The sequence below is a fragment of the Pseudomonas sp. 8209 genome, assembly GCF_028682105.1.
Classification (GTDB): Bacteria; Pseudomonadota; Gammaproteobacteria; order Pseudomonadales; family Pseudomonadaceae; genus Aquipseudomonas; species Aquipseudomonas palmensis.
Genome location: NZ_JANIAH010000006.1, coordinates 397,087 through 413,453 on the forward strand (window position 1 = coordinate 397,087; position 16,367 = coordinate 413,453).

Here is a 16,367-nt window from a genome sequence, read left to right on the forward strand (position 1 = left end):
GGCACCCTTCTCAAGGTCGGCTAGGGTTTTGAAGGCGACTGGCGGCCCGCACCGGGCGGCGAGTTGTCAAACTATTATCAACAGAGTTATCCACAGGTTTTCACGCGTGGCTGACCCGCCTTCGATCAAGGATGATCCGATGCCCCTCCCGCCTGTTGCGGCGTGCTCGCCGGTTGAACTCGAGGCACGTCTGCGCCTGCACCGCCTTCCCGATATCGGGCCAAAGGGCTTTGGCCTGCTGCTGGAAGCCTTTGGCAGCGCGGCCGCCGCGCTTGATGCGCCCGCCACACAATGGCGGGCGCTGGGCCGCAGCCCGGCCAGCATAACGGCCCGCCACAGTGCCGAGGCTTACGCCGGCGCAGCGGCTGCAATGGCCTGGCTAGAGCGGCCCGGGCAGCATTTGCTGATGTGGGACGCCCCCACCTACCCTGGCTTGCTGGCCGAGCTTTGCGATGCCCCGCCCCTTCTGTTCATTGCCGGCGACCCGATGATTCTGGAGCAGCCGCAGCTGGCCATCGTCGGCAGCCGGCGCGCTTCACGCCCGGCCCTGGACACCGCGGCCGCGTTTTCCAGGCAACTGGCCCAGGCCGGTTTCGTGATTACCAGCGGCCTGGCACTGGGGGTCGACGGTGCCGCTCACCAGGCTGCAATGGATGCTGGCGGACGCACTATCGGCGTGCTCGGCACCGGCCTGCAAAAACTTTATCCACAGCGACATCATGCCCTCGCGCAGGCCATGGCCGAGCGCGGTAGCGCAGTGGTCTCGGAGTTCCCGCTGGATGCCGGACCGGTGGCGGCCAACTTCCCGCGGCGCAATCGCATCATCAGCGGGCTGTCGCTCGGCGTGCTGGTGGTGGAGGCCAGCCTGGCCAGCGGTTCGCTGATCACCGCGCGCCTGGCAGCCGAACAGGGGCGCGAGGTGTACGCGATTCCTGGCTCCATCTACCATCCGGGGGCCAGGGGCTGCCATCAATTGATACGTGATGGCGCGATGCTGGTGGAGAGCATAGAGCAGATTCTGGAAAGTTTGCGTGGCTGGCAGAACCTTCCGTCGGCCGCCCCCGAGCCGGTGGTGCACCCGCTGCTGGGGTTGCTGCTGGCGGCGCCGCACACCACCGAGGCGCTGGCGCTGGCCAGCGGTCAGGCCCTGCCCCAGGTGCTGGCCACGCTCACCGAACTGGAGCTGGACGGGCGTGTGTGCAGTGACGCGGGGCGTTGGTTTGCCCGGCCGGGCTAAGTACACTGCGTACCAGCCTTTGAACGCGGAGTGACAACGATGGTGAACAGTTGGCGTGTGCAACAAGCCGCGCGGGAAATTCGGGCGGGTGCGGTACTGGCCTATCCGACCGAGGCGGTCTGGGGCCTGGGCTGTGACCCGTGGAACGAGGAGGCGGTGGACCGCCTGCTGGCGCTCAAGTCCCGCTCGGTGAACAAGGGGCTGATCCTGATTGCGGACAACATCCGCCAGTTCGACTTCTTGTTCGAGGACTTCCCCGAGCTGTGGCTGGACCGCATGGCCAGCACCTGGCCGGGGCCCAATACCTGGCTGGTGCCGCACCAGGGCATGTTGCCGGAATGGATCACCGGCGTGCATGACACCGTGGCGCTGCGGGTCAGCGACCACCCGGTGGTGCGCGACCTGTGTTCGCTGGTGGGCCCGCTGGTGTCGACCTCGGCCAACCCGCAGGGCCGGCCGGCAGCGCGCTCGCGCCTGCGCGTGGAACAGTACTTCCACGGGCAGCTGGATGTGATCCTGGGCGGCAGCCTGGGCGGGCGGCGCAACCCGAGCGTGATTCGCGACCTGGCCACGGGGCAGGTCGTCAGAGCGGGTTGAAGGCCCTTCGGGCCTTTTTCGCGGGTCAAGCCCGCTCCCACAGGCGTTGTGGATAACCTTGTGGGAGCGGGCTTGACCCGCGATGGCGTCACTGCTGAATCAAGGCAACAACACCGTAGACCCCACCGTCCGCCGCGCCGACAGCTCTGCCTGAGCCTTGGCCGCCTCGGCCAGCGGATAGCGCTGCTGGATATCCACAGCCAGCTTGCCGCTGGCGATCATTTCGAACAGCTCGTCGGCCATCGCCTGGGTGTTCTCGGCATTGTTGGCATAGCTGGCCAGCGTCGGCCGGGTCACATACAGCGAGCCCTTCTGCGCCAGGATCCCCAGATTGACTCCGCTCACCGCGCCCGACGCATTGCCGAAGCTCACCATCAGCCCGCGCGGCGCCAGGCAGTCCAGCGAGGTCAGCCAGGTGTCCTGGCCCACGCCGTCGTACACCACCGGGCACTTCTTGCCGCCGGTCAGCTCCAGCACGCGCTGCGCCACGTCTTCACGGCTGTAGTCGATGGTTTCCCATGCACCCAGGGCCTTGGCCCGCGCCGCCTTCTCCGGCGAGCTCACGGTACCGATCAGCTTCACGCCCAGGGCCTTGGCCCACTGGCAGGCCAGCGAACCCACCCCACCGGCGGCGGCATGGAACAGCACCGTCTGGCCGGCCTGCAGCGCGTAGGTCTGGCGCAGCAGGTACTGCACGGTCAGGCCCTTGAGCATCACCGCGGCGGCCTACTCGAAGCTGATGCTCTCGGGCAGCTTCACCAGGTTGGCTTCAGGCAGCGTGTGCACCTCGCTGTAGGCACCCAGCGGACCGCCAGCGTAGGCCACCCGATCGCCCACCTTGATCCGCGTCACGCCCTCGCCCACCGCCTCGACCACGCCGGCAGCTTCGGTGCCCAGGCCCGAGGGCAGTGCCGGCGGCGCGTACAGCCCGCTGCGGAAATAGGTGTCGATGAAGTTCAGACCAATGGCGTGGTTGCGCACGCGGACCTGTTGCGGGCCGGGCGCGGCGGGTTCGAAGTCCACCAGGGTCAATACCTCGGGGCCGCCATGCTGGCTGAACTGGATACGCTTGGCCATCTGCACTCTCCTGCTGGATCCGGGAAAACCCCTATCGGACGCCTTTGCTTGATCGCCGTCAACTGCGGGTGGCCTGCCGCCGGTGGTATGCTACGCGCCGAATTCAGCGCCGGCCCCCGCCTGGCCCGGCCCTAGCCCGTTTCCAAGGTGACCTGATGACTACCCGCACCGAGGCCGTGAAGGCCTACCTGCTCGACCTGCAAGACCGGATTTGCGCCGCCCTGGAAAGCGAAGACGGCGGCGCCCGCTTCGTCGAGGACGCCTGGGTACGCGAAGCCGGTGGCGGTGGGCGCACGCGGGTGATCGGCGAAGGCAACGTCATCGAAAAAGGCGGGGTCAACTTCTCGCACGTGTTCGGCAGCGGCCTGCCGCCGTCTGCCAGCGCGCACCGCCCCGAACTTGCTGGCCGTGGTTTCGAGGCGCTGGGGGTGTCGCTGGTGATCCATCCGCACAACCCCCATGTACCGACCTCCCACGCCAACGTGCGCTTCTTCATTGCCGAGAAGGAAGGTGAAGAGGCGGTATGGTGGTTCGGCGGCGGCTTCGACCTCACGCCCTACTACGCCCACGAAGAAGACTGCATCCACTGGCACCGCGTGGCCGAGCAGGCCTGCGCACCGTTCGGCGCCGATGTGTACCCGCGCTACAAGGCCTGGTGCGACCGCTACTTCCATCTCAAGCACCGGGGCGAGCCGCGGGGCATCGGCGGCTTGTTCTTCGACGACCTGAACGAGTGGGACTTCGACACCTGCTTCGCCTTCATCCGCGCCATCGGCGATGCCTACGTCGAGGCCTACCTGCCCATCGTGCAACGGCGCAAGGCGCAGCCGTACACCGCCCAGCAGCGTGAATTCCAGGAGTTCCGCCGCGGGCGCTACGTGGAATTCAACCTGGTGTACGACCGTGGCACCCTGTTCGGCCTGCAATCGGGCGGCCGTACCGAGTCGATCCTGATGTCGCTGCCGCCGCAGGTGCGCTGGGGCTATGACTGGAAGGCTGCGCCGGGCAGCGAAGAAGCACGCCTGACCGAGTACTTCCTGCAGGACCGCGACTGGCTGGGCCTGGACAAGGCCGGTCACTGAACCCATTGTGGATAACGTGCCCGATTCGCCGGGCGGACTCAGGAAACGCGTCATGGACCAGTACGTTGTATTCGGCAACCCTATCGGCCACAGCAAGTCGCCGCTGATTCACCGGCTGTTCGCCGACCAGACCGGCCAGCAGCTGGAGTACAACACCCTGCTGGCGCCGCTGGACGACTTCAGCATGTGCGCGCTGGGCTTCTTCAAGCAGGGCAGCGGCGCCAACGTCACCGTGCCCTTCAAGGAGGAAGCCTACCGCCTGGTGGGTGACGGCCTGACCGCACGCGCCTGGCGAGCCGGGGCGGTGAACACGCTGACCCGGCTGCCCGACGGCAGCCTGCAGGGCGACAACACCGACGGTGCCGGCCTGGTGCGCGACCTCACGGTGAATGCCGGGGTCGAGCTCAAGGGCAAGCGCATCCTGCTGCTGGGGGCCGGTGGCGCGGTGCGCGGGGTGCTCGAGCCGTTGCTGGCGCATGAGCCTGCGTCGCTGGTGATTGCCAACCGTACGGTAGAAAAGGCCGAGCAGCTGGCCCGCGAGTTCGACGACCTGGGGCCGGTGGCCGCCAGCGGCTTCAGCTGGCTGGAAGAGCCGGTGGACCTGATCATCAATGCCACCTCGGCGAGCCTGGCCGGCGAGATGCCGCCGATTGCCGCGAGCCTGATCGAACCGGGCGTGACCGTGTGCTACGACATGATGTACGCCAAGGAGCCCACGCCGTTCTGTCGCTGGGCCACCGAGCACGGTGCGGCCAAGGTGCTGGACGGGCTGGGAATGCTGGCTGAGCAGGCGGCGGAGGCGTTCTTCATCTGGCGCGGGGTGCGCCCGGACACCGGGCCGGTGCTCGATGAGCTGCGCCGGCAGCTGGCGCGGGGCTAGAACGCGGCGCTGCCTTCGCCGGCAAGGCCGGCCCCTGTAGGCGCCGGCCTTGCCGGCGAAGGGCGCAACTCAATCCTCGAACTGGACCGGGCAATCAGCCGCCCCTTCCAGCTTCTGCAACTCCTCCACCACCTGCCCCCTCGCCCGCCGCAGCACCAGTTGACGGCCCTGCCGGCGCAGCCGCCGCGCCTCCTGGTGCAGCATCTCCACCCCCGAGTAATCGATGAAGTTGATCTGCCGCGCATCGATCACCACCACCGGGGCCTGGCACCGCTGCAGGCGCACCTGCAGATAATGGCTGGCGCCGAAGAAGATCGAGCCGAACACCCGCAGCACATCCGCCTCGCCTTCGCGCGACTGCTGTACCCGTGGCTGCGAAGTGCGCTTGAGGTAGAAGAACAGCGATGCCAGCACCCCGGCATAAATCGCCGTCTGCAGTTCCAGCAGCAAGGTAGCGACGCAGGTCAGCAGCATCACCAGAAACTCCGGCCGGCTGACCCGGTACAGCGCCCGAATCGCACGGTGATCCACCAGCCCCCAGCAGATCAGCAGGATGCTGCCGGCCATCGCCGGGATCGGGATGTGTGCGATCAGGCTGGCGCCCGCCACGGCGAACAGCGCCACCCACAGGGCCGAGAACACCCCCGCCAGCGGTGACTGCGCCCCGGCCTCATAGCTGAGCCCGGAACGGGTGAACGAGCCCGACGACAGGTAGCCGGAGAACCATGCACCGCCCAGGTTGGACAGGCCCTGGGCGCGGATCTCCTGGTTGGCGTCGATCAGCTGTTCGGAGCGGATCGACAGCGAGCGCGCAATCGACAGGCTGGTGACCAGCCCCAGCATGCCCACCGCCACGGCACTGGGCAGCAGGCGCAGGATCAGCTCCAGGTCCAGCAGCGGCAGCGGGCTCAGCGGGGGCAGCCGGCCAATGAACGCCGGCACCAGCGCCACATGGCCGAACAGTGCCGGCCACAGCCACACCAGCAGGCTGGCGCCGGCAAGGCTGATCAACAGCGCCGGCCAGCGCGGCCGTGCGAGCTTGATCGACAGCCCCAGCAGCAAGGTGCCCAGCCCCAGCAGCAGCGATGGCCAGTCGATGTCGCCGGCATGCTGCAGCAGGCCTTGCAGGGTTCTGAGGGCGGTGGCCTGGCTGGCGAGGTCGAGCCCCAGCAGGTTCGGCACCTGGCCCAGGGCGATCACCACTGCAGCGCCGAGGGTGAAGCCGAGCACCACCGAGTGCGAGACGAAATTCACCAGCGCGCCGAAGCGCAGCATGCCCAGCAGCCACTGGAACACCCCGGCCAGGAAGGTCAGCAGCAGGATCAGGCGGATGTAGTCGTCGCTGCCGGGAACCGCCACGGGGCTGATGCTGGCGTAGAGCACGATGGAGATGGCGGCGGTGGGCCCGCAGATCAGGTGCCACGACGAGCCCCACAGGCACGCGATCAGCACCGGCACGATGGCCGCGTACAGCCCGTACTCGGCGGGCAGGCCGGCGATCAGCGCATAGGCGATCGACTGCGGCAGGGCCAGGATCGCCCCGCTGAGCCCCACCAGCAGGTCGCGCCGCACGCTGGCACGGGTTTGCCGAGGCAGCCAGGCGAGAAAGGGAAACAGACGGTGGCGCTCTAGCCAGGCCATGAAGCTCTCTATGCAGTGCGGTGAAGGCTCAGGGTGCAGGCTATGGCGGCCCGGTGCAAGTCAGGGGGCCTCGATGAAATTCACCTGTTCGCCAACATGCAGGTTCAGGTCCAGCAGGTCGGCAATGCCCGCAGCGATGCCTGCCAGGCTGTCCGGATGCTCGCTCAGTGGCGTGTTGACCAACGTCCAGCGCAGGCCACCGGCCTGCAACAACTCCGCCAGCGGCGCCGCGCCGCCGCCAAACTGGCCCACCAGCACGATGCGACGCAGGGGCGTGCGGGCCATGCCCGCGAGCAGGGCCTGGGTCATCAGCCCCTGCCGCGAGAAGTCGCCGGGCGCCAGGCCGTCGAGCAGGCACACCACGGCCGAACCGCCGGCGATGCTCTGTTCGGCCTGGTCTGCGCTGGCCAGGCCGCCGTTCTTGACGTGCAGGCCGGGGCGCGCCTGGGGCTGGTTGAGGTCGTCGAGGATCAGGGTCACCTCGTGCTGGCGCTGCAGCAGTTCGCTTACCAGCGCATCGCCCAGGGTGCACTGGCCGCCGAGCAGGATCAGTTTGAAGACAGGTGTTTCGGCGTTTTTCACGATAGCGCTCCGGGGGTATCCTGATGGCCTTTGGACCTGCGGGAGCACCTGGGGGTTCGGTCGAATTCAGGAGGCAGCGTGCAACGGATAAAGGGGTATCACGCCCATGTGTATTACGACGCCGGTACGATGGAGCAGGCGCGGGCGCTGTGCGAGGAAGCCGCCACGCTGTTTGGCGTGAGCATGGGGCGCATGCATCAGAAACCGGTGGGGCCGCACCCGGACTGGAGCTGCCAGCTGGCATTCGGGCCGGAGATGGTGGGCGTGGTGCTGCCGTGGCTGGCGTTGTACCGCAAGGGGCTGGTGGTGTTTCTGCATCCGCTGACCGGCGATGAGCTGGCCGATCATCGGGACCATGCGATCTGGATGGGGGCCGTGCGGCCGCTGGATCTTTCGATGTTCGAAGGGGCTTGAAGCGGCGGTGAGGCTTTCGCCGGCAAGGCCGGCTCCTACAGGACTGCGGTGTCTGTAGGAACCGGCCTTGCCGGCGAATGAGGCGACGCGGTATCAGCCTTTGCGCGCGCCGCGCACACCTTCGGCCAGCGCCGAACACAGCGCCAGCACATCGCTTACCGCCTGCTCGCCCGTGCTGGCGTTGGCCACCTTGTCCACCAGCGCCGAACCCACGACCACACCATCGGCCAGCCGCGCAATGGCTGCCGCCTGTTCAGGCGTGCGAATGCCGAAGCCTACGCTGATCGGCAGGTCGGTGTGGCGGCGCAGGCGCTCGATGGCGCCGCTTACCTGATCGCTGGTCGCCGAGCCTGCGCCGGTCACGCCGGCTACCGACACGTAGTACACAAAGCCCGAACTGCGCTCCAGCACGCGCGGCAGGCGCGCGTCATCGGTGGTCGGGGTGGTCAGGCGGATGAAGTCGATGCCCGCGGCCTGGGCCGGGGTGGCCAGCTCGGCGTCGTGCTCCGGCGGCAGGTCGACGATGATCAGGCCGTCCACGCCCGCATCCCTGGCCTCGGCCACGAACTTCTCCACGCCGAAGCGGTGGATCGGGTTGTAGTAACCCATCAGCACGATCGGCGTGGTGGCATTGCCGGTGCGGAACTCACGCACCATCTGCAGGGTTTTGGCCAGGGTCTGCCCGGCCTCCAGCGCACGCAGGGTGGCCAGCTGGATGGCCACGCCGTCGGCCATCGGGTCGGTGAACGGCATGCCCAGCTCGATCACGTCGGCACCCGCAGCCGGCAGGCCCTTGAGGATCGCCAGCGAAGCGTCGTAGCCCGGGTCACCGGCGGTCACGAAGGTCACCAGGGCAGCGCGGCCCTCGCGCTTGAGGTCGGCAAAACGTTGTTCAAGACGGCTCATGCCTGCTTCTCCTGCGCGGCCATATGGCTCATTACGGTTTGCATGTCCTTGTCGCCACGCCCCGAAAGGCACACCACCATCAGGTGGTCCCTGGGCAGGGTGGGCGCACGCTTGATGGCTTCTGCCAGCGCGTGGGAGGTTTCCAGCGCCGGGATGATGCCTTCCAGGCGGCAGGTAGCGTGGAACGCATCCAGCGCCTCGTCGTCGGTGATGCTCACGTACTCGACGCGCTTCACTTCGTGCAGGTAGGCGTGCTCCGGGCCGATGCCGGGGTAGTCCAGGCCGGCGGAAATCGAGTGGGCGTCGGTGATCTGGCCATCGGCGTCCTGCAGCAGGTAGGTGCGGTTGCCGTGCAGCACGCCGGGCACGCCGCCGTTGAGGCTCGCTGCGTGCTTGTCGGTGTCGACCCCGTGGCCGCCGGCCTCGACGCCGATGATCTGCACACTGGCGTCATCGAGGAAGTCATGGAACAGGCCCATGGCGTTGGAGCCACCACCCACGCAGGCGATCAGGCTGTCGGGCAGGCGTCCTTCCTTGGCCTGCAGCTGCTCGCGGGTTTCCTTGCCGATGATCGACTGGAAGTCGCGCACCATCGCCGGGTACGGGTGCGGGCCGGCCACGGTGCCGATCAGGTAGAAGGTGTCGTCGACGTTGGTCACCCAGTCGCGCAGCGCTTCGTTCATGGCGTCCTTGAGGGTGCCGGTGCCGGCGGTGACCGGCACGATCTCGGCGCCCAGCAGCTTCATGCGGAACACGTTGGCCTGCTGGCGCTCGATGTCGGTGGCGCCCATGTAGATCACGCAGGGCAGGCCGAAACGTGCGGCCACGGTGGCGGTGGCCACACCGTGCATGCCGGCGCCGGTTTCGGCGATCAGGCGCTTCTTGCCCATGCGCTTGGCCAGCAGCACCTGGCCGATGCAGTTGTTCACCTTGTGCGCGCCGGTGTGGTTGAGCTCTTCGCGCTTGAAGAAGATCTTCGCCCCGCCGCAGTGTTCGGTGAGGCGCTCGGCGAAGTACAGCGGGTTAGGACGGCCGATGTAGTCGCGCTGGAAGTACGCCAGTTGCTCGTTGAACTCGGGGTCGGCCTTGGCCGCTTCGTATTCGCGGGCCAGGTCGAGCACCAGCGGCATCAGGGTTTCGGCCACGTAGCGGCCACCGAATGCGCCAAACAGGCCGTTGGCATCGGGGCCGCTGCGGAAGTTGGTCTGGGTCATGGGTCGCTCCAGGGCGTGGGTATGAGGTCGCAATGGGCCTACTCTACCCACGACACGCGCCGCTGAAAACCGATAAGATCGCCACAACCTGTCAGGAAAACTCACACGTCAATGGCCAGAGAACTGCCCCCGCTCAATGCCCTTCGGGCCTTTGAAGCCACCGCCCGGCTCAACAGCGTCAGCCAGGCTGCCGAGCAACTGCACGTGACCCACGGTGCGGTGAGCCGGCAGTTGAAGGTGCTCGAAGAGCACCTGGGCGTGAGCCTGTTCGTCAAGGAAGGGCGCGGCATTAAACTCACAGATGCCGGTGTGCGCCTGCGCGACGCCAGCAGCGACGCCTTCGAGCGCCTGCGCAGCGTGTGCGCCGAGCTGGGCCAGGACCGCGCCGACGCACCGTTCGTGCTGGGTTGTTCAGGCAGCCTGCTGGCGCGCTGGTTCATTCCGCGCCTTGGGCGCCTGCAGGCCGACCTGCCGGAGCTGCGTCTGCACCTGTCGGCGGGCGAAGGCGACCTGGACCCGCGCCGGCCGGGGCTGGATGCGCTGCTGGTATTCGCCGAGCCGCCGTGGCCGGCCGACATGCAGGTGCACGTGCTGGCACAGGAATGCATCGGGCCGGTGCTCAGCCCGCACTTTCCAGGGTTCGACCGCCTGCGTCAGGCGCCAGCCAGCGCCTTGCTGGGGGAAACCCTGCTACACACCACCTCGCGGCCCCAGGCCTGGCCCGACTGGGCCCGCCAACAGCACATCGACCCGCAGGCAATGCGCTACGGGCAAGGGTTCGAGCATCTGTACTACTTGCTGGAGGCAGCTGTGGCCGGCCTGGGGGTGGCGATCGCCCCGCAGCCGCTGGTGGCCGATGACCTGCGTGCCGGCAGGCTGGCGGCACCGTGGGGCTTTGGTCCTACGCGGGCGTCATTGGCCCTGTGGGTGCCCCGGCGCGCCGCGGACGGGCGCGCCGAGCAGCTGGCGCACTGGTTGCGCGCCGAACTGGGGCGTCAGGCGCTTTAGTCGCCGCGCTTGCACAGCAGGTAGGCGGCCAGCAGGCCCAGTGCGCCCACGGCCACGCCGGCGGTGGTCCAGGGGTGTTGCTGGGCATAGTCACGGGTGGCGATGCCGGTTTCGCGGGTCTTGGTCTTGACCTCTTCATAGGCATCGGTGAGCAGGCTGCGCGAGTGACGCAGGGCATTTTCGGCATTGCCCTTGAGGCTCTTCAAGGTCTTGCGCGACTCGTCCGAAGCATCGTCTTTGAGGTTTTCCAGGGATTTGAGGAGACTTTCGATTTCCGCTTCCATGCTTTGCAACGAGGCTTTACGTAGCGAGCTATTGGCCATGGTGGCTCTCCTTCAGGGTTTGAGTGGCATGTGAAGAATGGGACTGCGCAGTGCCGCGAAAGTGCAGAGCAATCGAACTTTTGCCAGGTTTTTACCCACACAGGTAAACCTGCCTGGCGCTGCTAGGCTCAATGCACACCATTGATGGAGAGTAGTCATGTCTGATCACCACACGTACAAGAAGGTCGAACTGGTCGGCTCCTCGCCCAGCAGCATCGAGGACGCGATCAACAATGCCCTGGCCGAAGCGGCCAAGAGCATCAAGCACCTGGAGTGGTTCGAAGTGACCGAGACCCGGGGCCATATCAAGGATGGCAAGGCGGCGCATTTTCAGGTAACCATCAAGGTGGGCTTCCGTATCGCCAACAGCTGATGGCGGCCGGCTGGCCCTGAACCCTTTTTGATCTGAACAAGGAATGCGATCGATGAAGAAGCTGGTATTGGCGTTTGGCTTGATGACCCTGGCCGGGACTGCGCTGGCGGCAGGCAAGCCGTGTGAAGAATTGAAGAGCGAGATTGCCGCGAAGATCGACGCCAATGGCGTACCGCACTATTCGCTGGAGATCGTCGACAAGGGCGCTGCGACCGATGGCAAGGTGGTGGGGTCGTGTGAAGGCGGTACCAAGGAAATCGTGTACAAGCGCGGTTGATCGGTGAGTCTTTCGCCAGCAAGGCTGGCTCCCACGTAGGAGCCAGCCTTGCTGGCGAAAGGGCCCTCAGTTGCCCTTGATGATCTGCGACAGAATCTCGTAGGACCGGATCCGGTCCGCATGCTCGTACAGGTCGCAGGTAAAGATCAGCTCATCAGCACCGGTCTGCTCCAGCAGCACATCCAGTTTGGCGCGGATCTTCTCTGGCCCGCCCACCATCGCCAGGCCCAGGAAACTTCCCACTGCCTCCCGCTCATGGGGCTGCCACAGGCCGTCCATGCTGTCGACGGGCGGGCGCTGCACCAGGCTCTGCCCACGCATCAACGCCAGAATTCGCTGATACACCGAGGTGGCCAGGTACTCGGCCTGCTCGTCGGTATCGGCCGCCACCAGCGGTACACCCAACATCACGTAGGGCTTGTCGAGCACCGTCGAGGGCTTGAAGTGGTTGCGGTACACGCGGATCGCTTCATGCATCATGCGCGGCGCAAAGTGCGAGGCAAACGCATACGGCAAGCCGCGCATCCCCGCCAGCTGTGCACTGAACAGGCTCGAGCCCAGCAGCCAGATCGGCACCTCGGTGCCATACCCCGGCACGGCAATCACTTTCTGGTCGGGCGTGCGCGGACCCAGGTAGCGCACCAGTTCCTCTACATCGTCCGGGAAGTCGTCGGCGCTGCCCGAGCGCTCGCGGCGCAGGGCGCGGGCGGTCATCTGGTCGGAACCCGGCGCACGCCCCAGGCCCAGGTCGATACGGCCCGGGTACAGGCTGGCCAGGGTGCCGAACTGCTCGGCAATCACCAGCGGCGCGTGGTTGGGCAGCATCACCCCGCCTGCACCCACGCGGATCGTCGAGGTACCACCGGCCAGGTACCCCAGCAGCACCGAGGTGGCGGAGCTGGCAATGCCGTCCATGTTGTGGTGCTCGGCCACCCAGAAGCGGTTGTAGCCGAATTTCTCCACGTGTTGCGCCAGGTCCAGCGAGTTGCGCAGCGACTGGGCCGGGCCGCTGTCCTGGCGTACCGGTACCAGGTCGAGGGTGGAGTATTTGATGTCCGCGAGTCGCGTCATGGCGTGTACGCCTCCTGAATGGTTAGGCCGACAGCATGCCGCGACCTTTCTGACTCTGTATGGGCAGATCACAGGTATTCAATGCCTGCCCCTGCAATCGGGCTGAACTTGCCCGTGGTGACGCCCTCTGAATTGAACGCCAGGCGCGATCCCCCGCGCTCTCAGGCACTCAGGAGGCTTTATGAGTTCGATAAAAAAGACAGCATCGGCAATCTGGCAAGGCGACCTGAAGACCGGCAAGGGCCAGCTCTCCACCGAGAGTGGCGCCTTGAAGGCCAACCCCTATGGCTTCAACACCCGGTTCGAAGGCCAGCCTGGTACCAACCCTGAAGAACTGATCGGCGCTGCCCATGCAGGCTGCTTCTCCATGGCCTTTTCGATGATCCTCGGCGAAGCCGGCCTGACCGCCGAGCGTATCGACACCATCGCCGAAGTGACCCTGGACAAGCAGCCCGATGGTTTTGCCATCACCGCCGTGCACCTGATCCTCAAGGCCAAGGTGCCCGGTGCCGACAAGGCGAAATTCGAGGAGCTGGCCAATAAGGCCAAGGCGGGATGTCCGGTATCCAAGGTGCTCAAGGCCCAGATCAGCCTGGACGCCACCCTGGTGGACTGACGCCGGCGCAGATCAGAACGACGCACGGCTTCTTGTGGTCAAATGGCTGTCGGCAGATGGTCTGCCGCCACAAGGAGCTGTTCTGATGACTCGTATTGCATTCGCTGTGCTGACCTCGTTGCTGGCCACCAGTGCGCTGGCCGCGCCCAAGGACTGCGCCGAGCTCAAGGCCGAGATCGAAGCCAAGATCCAGGCCAACAATGTCTCTTCCTACACCCTGGAAATCGTGACCAACGATGAAGTCCATGACCAGAACATGGTGGTGGGCAGCTGTGAGAACGGCACCAAGAAGATCATCTACCAGAAAAACGATCGCTAGCCGTCACGGGATGCAGAAGATGTCGTTCTGTTCTTCGGCGACCAGCTTGCGCTGCGCGTCGTACAGATAGGCACTGGGCTGCATGGCCGGGGCGCGGGCTTCGATGCGGTAGCGCTGGCCGGCCTGGAAGTCGTCGTAGCGAATCTTCAGGTAGCAGGTGCGTTCGGTAGGGTCGGTGCTGAAACCGCCTGAATACACCTCGAAATCAAAGCGCACCACCAGTTCGTGTTTGCCCGGCGTGACCTGGAAGAAACGGCCGTCGTTCAGGCGCTGACCATCCAGGCGGTCGGCCATGAGCACCTTGCCCGGCGTGACGGTATACAGGTCGATCCAGGCCTGCTTGCTGTCGACCGGTGGCAGGGGACTGGCACAGGCCCCCAAGGTACTGATGGCAAGCAGCATCATGGGCTGGCGCATGGCAATCTCCGCTGGCGGGCTACAAGCTACAAGCATAGCGCCATTAGTCTGTTCAGGTACGCTGGCATCCGGCAGGCAAACCGGTGCCGACCAGTTTGCGCTGCTCGTCGTAGAGCTTGGCCCAGGGCCTGAAGCCGATGCTGCCGGCCTGCAACTGATAGCGCTGGCCGGCATTGAAATCCTTGAATTTCACGTTCAGCTGGCAATCGCGCCACAGCGGTTCGTCCACCGGCCCGATATTGCCGGGCGCTACCGCGAACTGATAGCGCACCGTCAGCTCGTGACTGCCCGGCGTGACTTCGAAGTAGCGGGTGTCGGCCCAGCTGCGCTCGTCCACCTCCAGCGCGTGCAGGGTGTCATCGGCAGCGGGCTGGAGGTCGACCCAGGCCTGGTTCGGGTCGGCGGCGGGCAGGCCGGCGCAGCCGGTCAGGGCCAGCACAGCGCTGGCGGCAAGCATCGTACGCATGGCAAAACTCCGGGCAGGCAGGATAGTCTTGGGCCGATGAGCACTTGAGCGAGACATCCCTGCACATGGTTCGAATTTTTTTCTGGTTGCGCTCAAGCCCCGGGGCACTCGACCGCGTTTTCCGCGGGTTGGTTCCCGTGCTGCTGCTCGGGCTGCTCAACGGTTGCACCAGCCTCGGCTACTACAGCCAGCTGGCCAGCGGGCAATGGCAGCTGCTGCGCGCGCGCGAGCCGGTGGCGGTGCTGGTGGCCGACCCGGCCACCCCCCCTGCCCTGCGCCAGCACCTGGCGAAAGCGCAGCAGGCACGCGCTTTTGCCAGCAGCCACCTTAAGCTGCCGGACAACCGCAGCTACCGGGTGTACGCCGATATCGGGCGCCCGTTCGTGGTGTGGAACGTGTTCGCCACCCCGGAGTTTTCGCTGGAACCGCATACCTACTGCTTCCCCATCGCCGGTTGCGTGGCCTATCGCGGCTACTACAGCCAGGGTGCGGCGCGCGGGGCGGCGGCGTTGCAGAAGGCACAGGGGCAGGATGTGTATGTGGGCGGTGTGGAGGCCTATTCGACCCTGGGCTGGTTCGACGACCCGATTCTCAATTCGATGCTGGGCTGGGGCGACGAGCGCCTGGCCACGGTGATCTTCCACGAACTGGCGCACCAGCGCGTGTACGTGAAGGACGACACGGCGTTCAACGAGTCGTTTGCCACCTTTGTGGAGCAGGAAGGTTCGCGCCAGTGGCGCGCGGCCCGCGGGCTGGCGCCCTTGCCGCAGGGTGGAGCGCGCCAGCGTGACGAGTTCGTCGGGCTGGTGCTGGCCAGCCGCGAGCGGCTCAAGACGTTGTATGCACAGCCGCTGGACGAGGCGGCGATGCGCGCGGGCAAGCAGGCCGAGTTCGAGCGCCTGCGCAGCGAGTACCGGGTGCTGCGCGATGCAAGGTGGCAGGGCGACAAGCGCTATGACGCGTGGATCAACGCGCCGATGAACAACGCCAAGCTGCTGCCGTTCGGGCTGTATGACCAGTGGGTGCCGGCGTTTGCAGCGTTGTTCCGGGAGGTTGGCGGAGATTGGGCGGTGTTCTACCAGCGGGTCGAGGCCTGGGGGCGGTTGCCGTTCGAGCAGCGCCAGCAGGCCCTGGAAAGCTACGCCGGCAAGGCCGGCTCGCATCCCTTGTAAGAGCCGGCATTGCCGGCGAAAAGGCCCTCAGGACCGCATGAAGGCCCGATGCAGCTCGCCCAGCGTGTCGAAATGATAAGCCGGCTGCTCTGCGGTCAGTTCCTCGCGGCTGCCAAACCCGTAGCCCACCGCCACTGCTTCCAGCCCGTTGCTGCGCGCGCCGATCAGGTCGTGCTTGCGGTCGCCGATCATCAGTGTCTGCGCCGGGTCCAGGTTTTCTTCGGCCAGCAGGTGCGCAATCAGCTCCACCTTGTTGGTGCGCGTACCGTCCAGCTCGCTGCCGTAGATGACCTTGAAATGCCGGGCAAAATCGAAGTGCCGGGCAATCTCGCGGGCGAACTCCCAGGGCTTGGAGGTGGCGATGTACAGCGTGCGCCCCTGCGCCTGCAGCCCTTCGAGCAGCTCGCTCACGCCTTCGAACACGCGGTTCTCGTACAACCCGGTGACCTTGAAGCGCTCACGGTAGAAGTTCACCGCCTGCCATGCCTTGGCCTCGTCGAAGCCGTAGAACTGCATGAACGCCTGCAGCAAAGGCGGGCCGATGAAGTGTTCCAGGCGGGCCAGGTCCGGCTCGTCGATGTCCAGCTTGGCCAGGGCGTACTGGATGGAGCGCGTGATGCCTTCACGGGGGTCGGTGAGTGTACCGTCGAGGTCGAACAGAATGGTTTGCTGGTGCATGACAGTCTCGAAAAAAG

20 protein-coding genes and 1 pseudogene are annotated in these 16,367 nt (G+C 66.1%); 11 read left to right on the forward strand and 10 right to left on the reverse strand.

The window, feature by feature from the left end:
• The first annotated feature begins 139 nt into the window (after nucleotides 1-139).
• Both dprA and NP552_RS15870 read left to right on the forward strand, forming a co-directional pair.
• Complete coding sequence (gene dprA / locus NP552_RS15865) at nucleotides 140-1,237, forward strand: DNA-processing protein DprA (protein ID WP_104571748.1); 1,098 nt, start codon at nucleotides 140-142, stop codon at nucleotides 1,235-1,237.
• A 39-nt stretch (nucleotides 1,238-1,276) separates the two neighbouring features.
• Entirely contained in the window at nucleotides 1,277-1,834 is a 558-nt protein-coding gene (locus tag NP552_RS15870; protein ID WP_043862251.1) for an L-threonylcarbamoyladenylate synthase, read from the forward strand.
• Between the two features lie 99 nt (nucleotides 1,835-1,933).
• On the opposite strand, the pseudogene NP552_RS15875 reads toward NP552_RS15870, so the two are convergent.
• Nucleotides 1,934-2,911, reverse strand: a pseudogene (locus NP552_RS15875) (NADPH:quinone reductase).
• A 155-nt stretch (nucleotides 2,912-3,066) separates the two neighbouring features.
• On the opposite strand from NP552_RS15875, the gene hemF reads away from it, so the two are divergent.
• Together hemF and aroE are read left to right on the forward strand one after the other, a co-directional pair.
• Nucleotides 3,067-3,993 carry an oxygen-dependent coproporphyrinogen oxidase gene (gene hemF, locus NP552_RS15880; RefSeq protein WP_058541984.1) on the forward strand — a complete coding sequence of 309 codons (927 nt, stop codon included), beginning with the start codon at nucleotides 3,067-3,069 and terminating at the stop codon, nucleotides 3,991-3,993.
• A 52-nt stretch (nucleotides 3,994-4,045) separates the two neighbouring features.
• Nucleotides 4,046-4,873, forward strand: coding sequence for a shikimate dehydrogenase (gene aroE, locus NP552_RS15885; protein ID WP_043862253.1), 828 nt, complete (start codon nucleotides 4,046-4,048; stop codon nucleotides 4,871-4,873).
• A 69-nt stretch (nucleotides 4,874-4,942) separates the two neighbouring features.
• Here aroE and NP552_RS15890 read toward each other — a convergent pair whose 3' ends face one another.
• Nucleotides 4,943-6,514, reverse strand: a complete 1,572-nt coding sequence (locus NP552_RS15890; protein ID WP_100634904.1) for a SulP family inorganic anion transporter — start codon at nucleotides 6,512-6,514, stop codon at nucleotides 4,943-4,945.
• 60 nt (nucleotides 6,515-6,574) lie between these two features.
• Entirely contained in the window at nucleotides 6,575-7,096 is a 522-nt protein-coding gene (locus tag NP552_RS15895) for an NAD(P)H-binding protein (protein WP_058541986.1), read from the reverse strand.
• 78 nt (nucleotides 7,097-7,174) lie between these two features.
• Here NP552_RS15895 and NP552_RS15900 point away from each other — a divergent pair, with 78 nt between their 5' ends.
• On the forward strand, nucleotides 7,175-7,510 hold the full coding sequence (locus NP552_RS15900; RefSeq protein WP_043862256.1) for a DOPA 4,5-dioxygenase family protein: 336 nt from the start codon (nucleotides 7,175-7,177) through the stop codon (nucleotides 7,508-7,510).
• Nucleotides 7,511-7,603: 93 nt separating this feature from the next.
• Here the strand turns inward: NP552_RS15900 and trpA are convergent, their stop codons facing one another.
• Nucleotides 7,604-8,416 carry a tryptophan synthase subunit alpha gene (trpA, locus tag NP552_RS15905; RefSeq protein ID WP_043862257.1) on the reverse strand — a complete coding sequence of 271 codons (813 nt, stop codon included), beginning with the start codon at nucleotides 8,414-8,416 and terminating at the stop codon, nucleotides 7,604-7,606.
• Entirely contained in the window at nucleotides 8,413-9,630 is a 1,218-nt protein-coding gene (gene trpB, locus NP552_RS15910; RefSeq protein ID WP_043862258.1) for a tryptophan synthase subunit beta, read from the reverse strand. Before trpB ends, trpA begins: the two co-directional genes overlap by 4 nt.
• 111 nt (nucleotides 9,631-9,741) lie before the next feature.
• Between trpB and NP552_RS15915 the strand changes: the two genes are divergently transcribed.
• Entirely contained in the window at nucleotides 9,742-10,638 is an 897-nt protein-coding gene (locus NP552_RS15915) for a LysR family transcriptional regulator (protein WP_043862259.1), read from the forward strand.
• Here the strand turns inward: NP552_RS15915 and NP552_RS15920 are convergent.
• Nucleotides 10,635-10,961: a DUF883 family protein gene (locus NP552_RS15920; RefSeq protein WP_043862260.1), complete on the reverse strand. Its 327-nt coding sequence runs from the start codon at nucleotides 10,959-10,961 to the stop codon at nucleotides 10,635-10,637. The two genes, NP552_RS15915 and NP552_RS15920, sit on opposite strands and share 4 nt — an antisense overlap.
• Nucleotides 10,962-11,118: 157 nt before the next feature.
• Here NP552_RS15920 and NP552_RS15925 point away from each other — a divergent pair, with 157 nt between their 5' ends.
• Together NP552_RS15925 and NP552_RS15930 are read left to right on the forward strand one after the other, a co-directional pair.
• The gene (locus NP552_RS15925; RefSeq protein WP_043862261.1) at nucleotides 11,119-11,334 is read left to right on the forward strand and encodes a dodecin; all 216 of its coding nucleotides are present in this window, start codon (nucleotides 11,119-11,121) and stop codon (nucleotides 11,332-11,334) included.
• 52 nt (nucleotides 11,335-11,386) lie between these two features.
• The gene (locus NP552_RS15930; RefSeq protein ID WP_054916042.1) at nucleotides 11,387-11,611 is read left to right on the forward strand and encodes a DUF1161 domain-containing protein; all 225 of its coding nucleotides are present in this window, start codon (nucleotides 11,387-11,389) and stop codon (nucleotides 11,609-11,611) included.
• Nucleotides 11,612-11,677: 66 nt separating this feature from the next.
• Here the strand turns inward: NP552_RS15930 and NP552_RS15935 are convergent, their stop codons facing one another.
• Nucleotides 11,678-12,682 (reverse strand): LLM class flavin-dependent oxidoreductase, encoded by a 1,005-nt coding sequence (locus NP552_RS15935; protein WP_210014018.1) that lies wholly within the window; start codon nucleotides 12,680-12,682, stop codon nucleotides 11,678-11,680.
• Between the two features lie 181 nt (nucleotides 12,683-12,863).
• Here NP552_RS15935 and NP552_RS15940 point away from each other — a divergent pair, with 181 nt between their 5' ends.
• Together NP552_RS15940 and NP552_RS15945 are read left to right on the forward strand one after the other, a co-directional pair.
• Nucleotides 12,864-13,298 carry an OsmC family protein gene (locus NP552_RS15940; RefSeq protein ID WP_088514205.1) on the forward strand — a complete coding sequence of 145 codons (435 nt, stop codon included), beginning with the start codon at nucleotides 12,864-12,866 and terminating at the stop codon, nucleotides 13,296-13,298.
• 85 nt (nucleotides 13,299-13,383) lie between these two features.
• Nucleotides 13,384-13,617: a DUF1161 domain-containing protein gene (locus NP552_RS15945; RefSeq protein ID WP_043862264.1), complete on the forward strand. Its 234-nt coding sequence runs from the start codon at nucleotides 13,384-13,386 to the stop codon at nucleotides 13,615-13,617.
• A 3-nt stretch (nucleotides 13,618-13,620) separates the two neighbouring features.
• On the opposite strand, the gene NP552_RS15950 is transcribed toward NP552_RS15945, so the two are convergent.
• Entirely contained in the window at nucleotides 13,621-14,034 is a 414-nt protein-coding gene (locus NP552_RS15950; protein ID WP_043862265.1) for a PA0061/PA0062 family lipoprotein, read from the reverse strand.
• Nucleotides 14,035-14,086: 52 nt separating this feature from the next.
• Nucleotides 14,087-14,500, reverse strand: a complete 414-nt coding sequence (locus tag NP552_RS15955; RefSeq protein ID WP_054916040.1) for a PA0061/PA0062 family lipoprotein — start codon at nucleotides 14,498-14,500, stop codon at nucleotides 14,087-14,089.
• Between the two features lie 65 nt (nucleotides 14,501-14,565).
• Here NP552_RS15955 and NP552_RS15960 point away from each other — a divergent pair, with 65 nt between their 5' ends.
• A complete protein-coding gene (locus NP552_RS15960; RefSeq protein ID WP_054916039.1) occupies nucleotides 14,566-15,672 on the forward strand; it encodes an aminopeptidase in 1,107 nt (368 codons plus the stop codon).
• A 27-nt stretch (nucleotides 15,673-15,699) separates the two neighbouring features.
• Here the strand turns inward: NP552_RS15960 and NP552_RS15965 are convergent, their stop codons facing one another.
• Nucleotides 15,700-16,350: an HAD family hydrolase gene (locus NP552_RS15965; RefSeq protein ID WP_054916038.1), complete on the reverse strand. Its 651-nt coding sequence runs from the start codon at nucleotides 16,348-16,350 to the stop codon at nucleotides 15,700-15,702.
• Nucleotides 16,351-16,367: the final 17 nt, after the last annotated feature.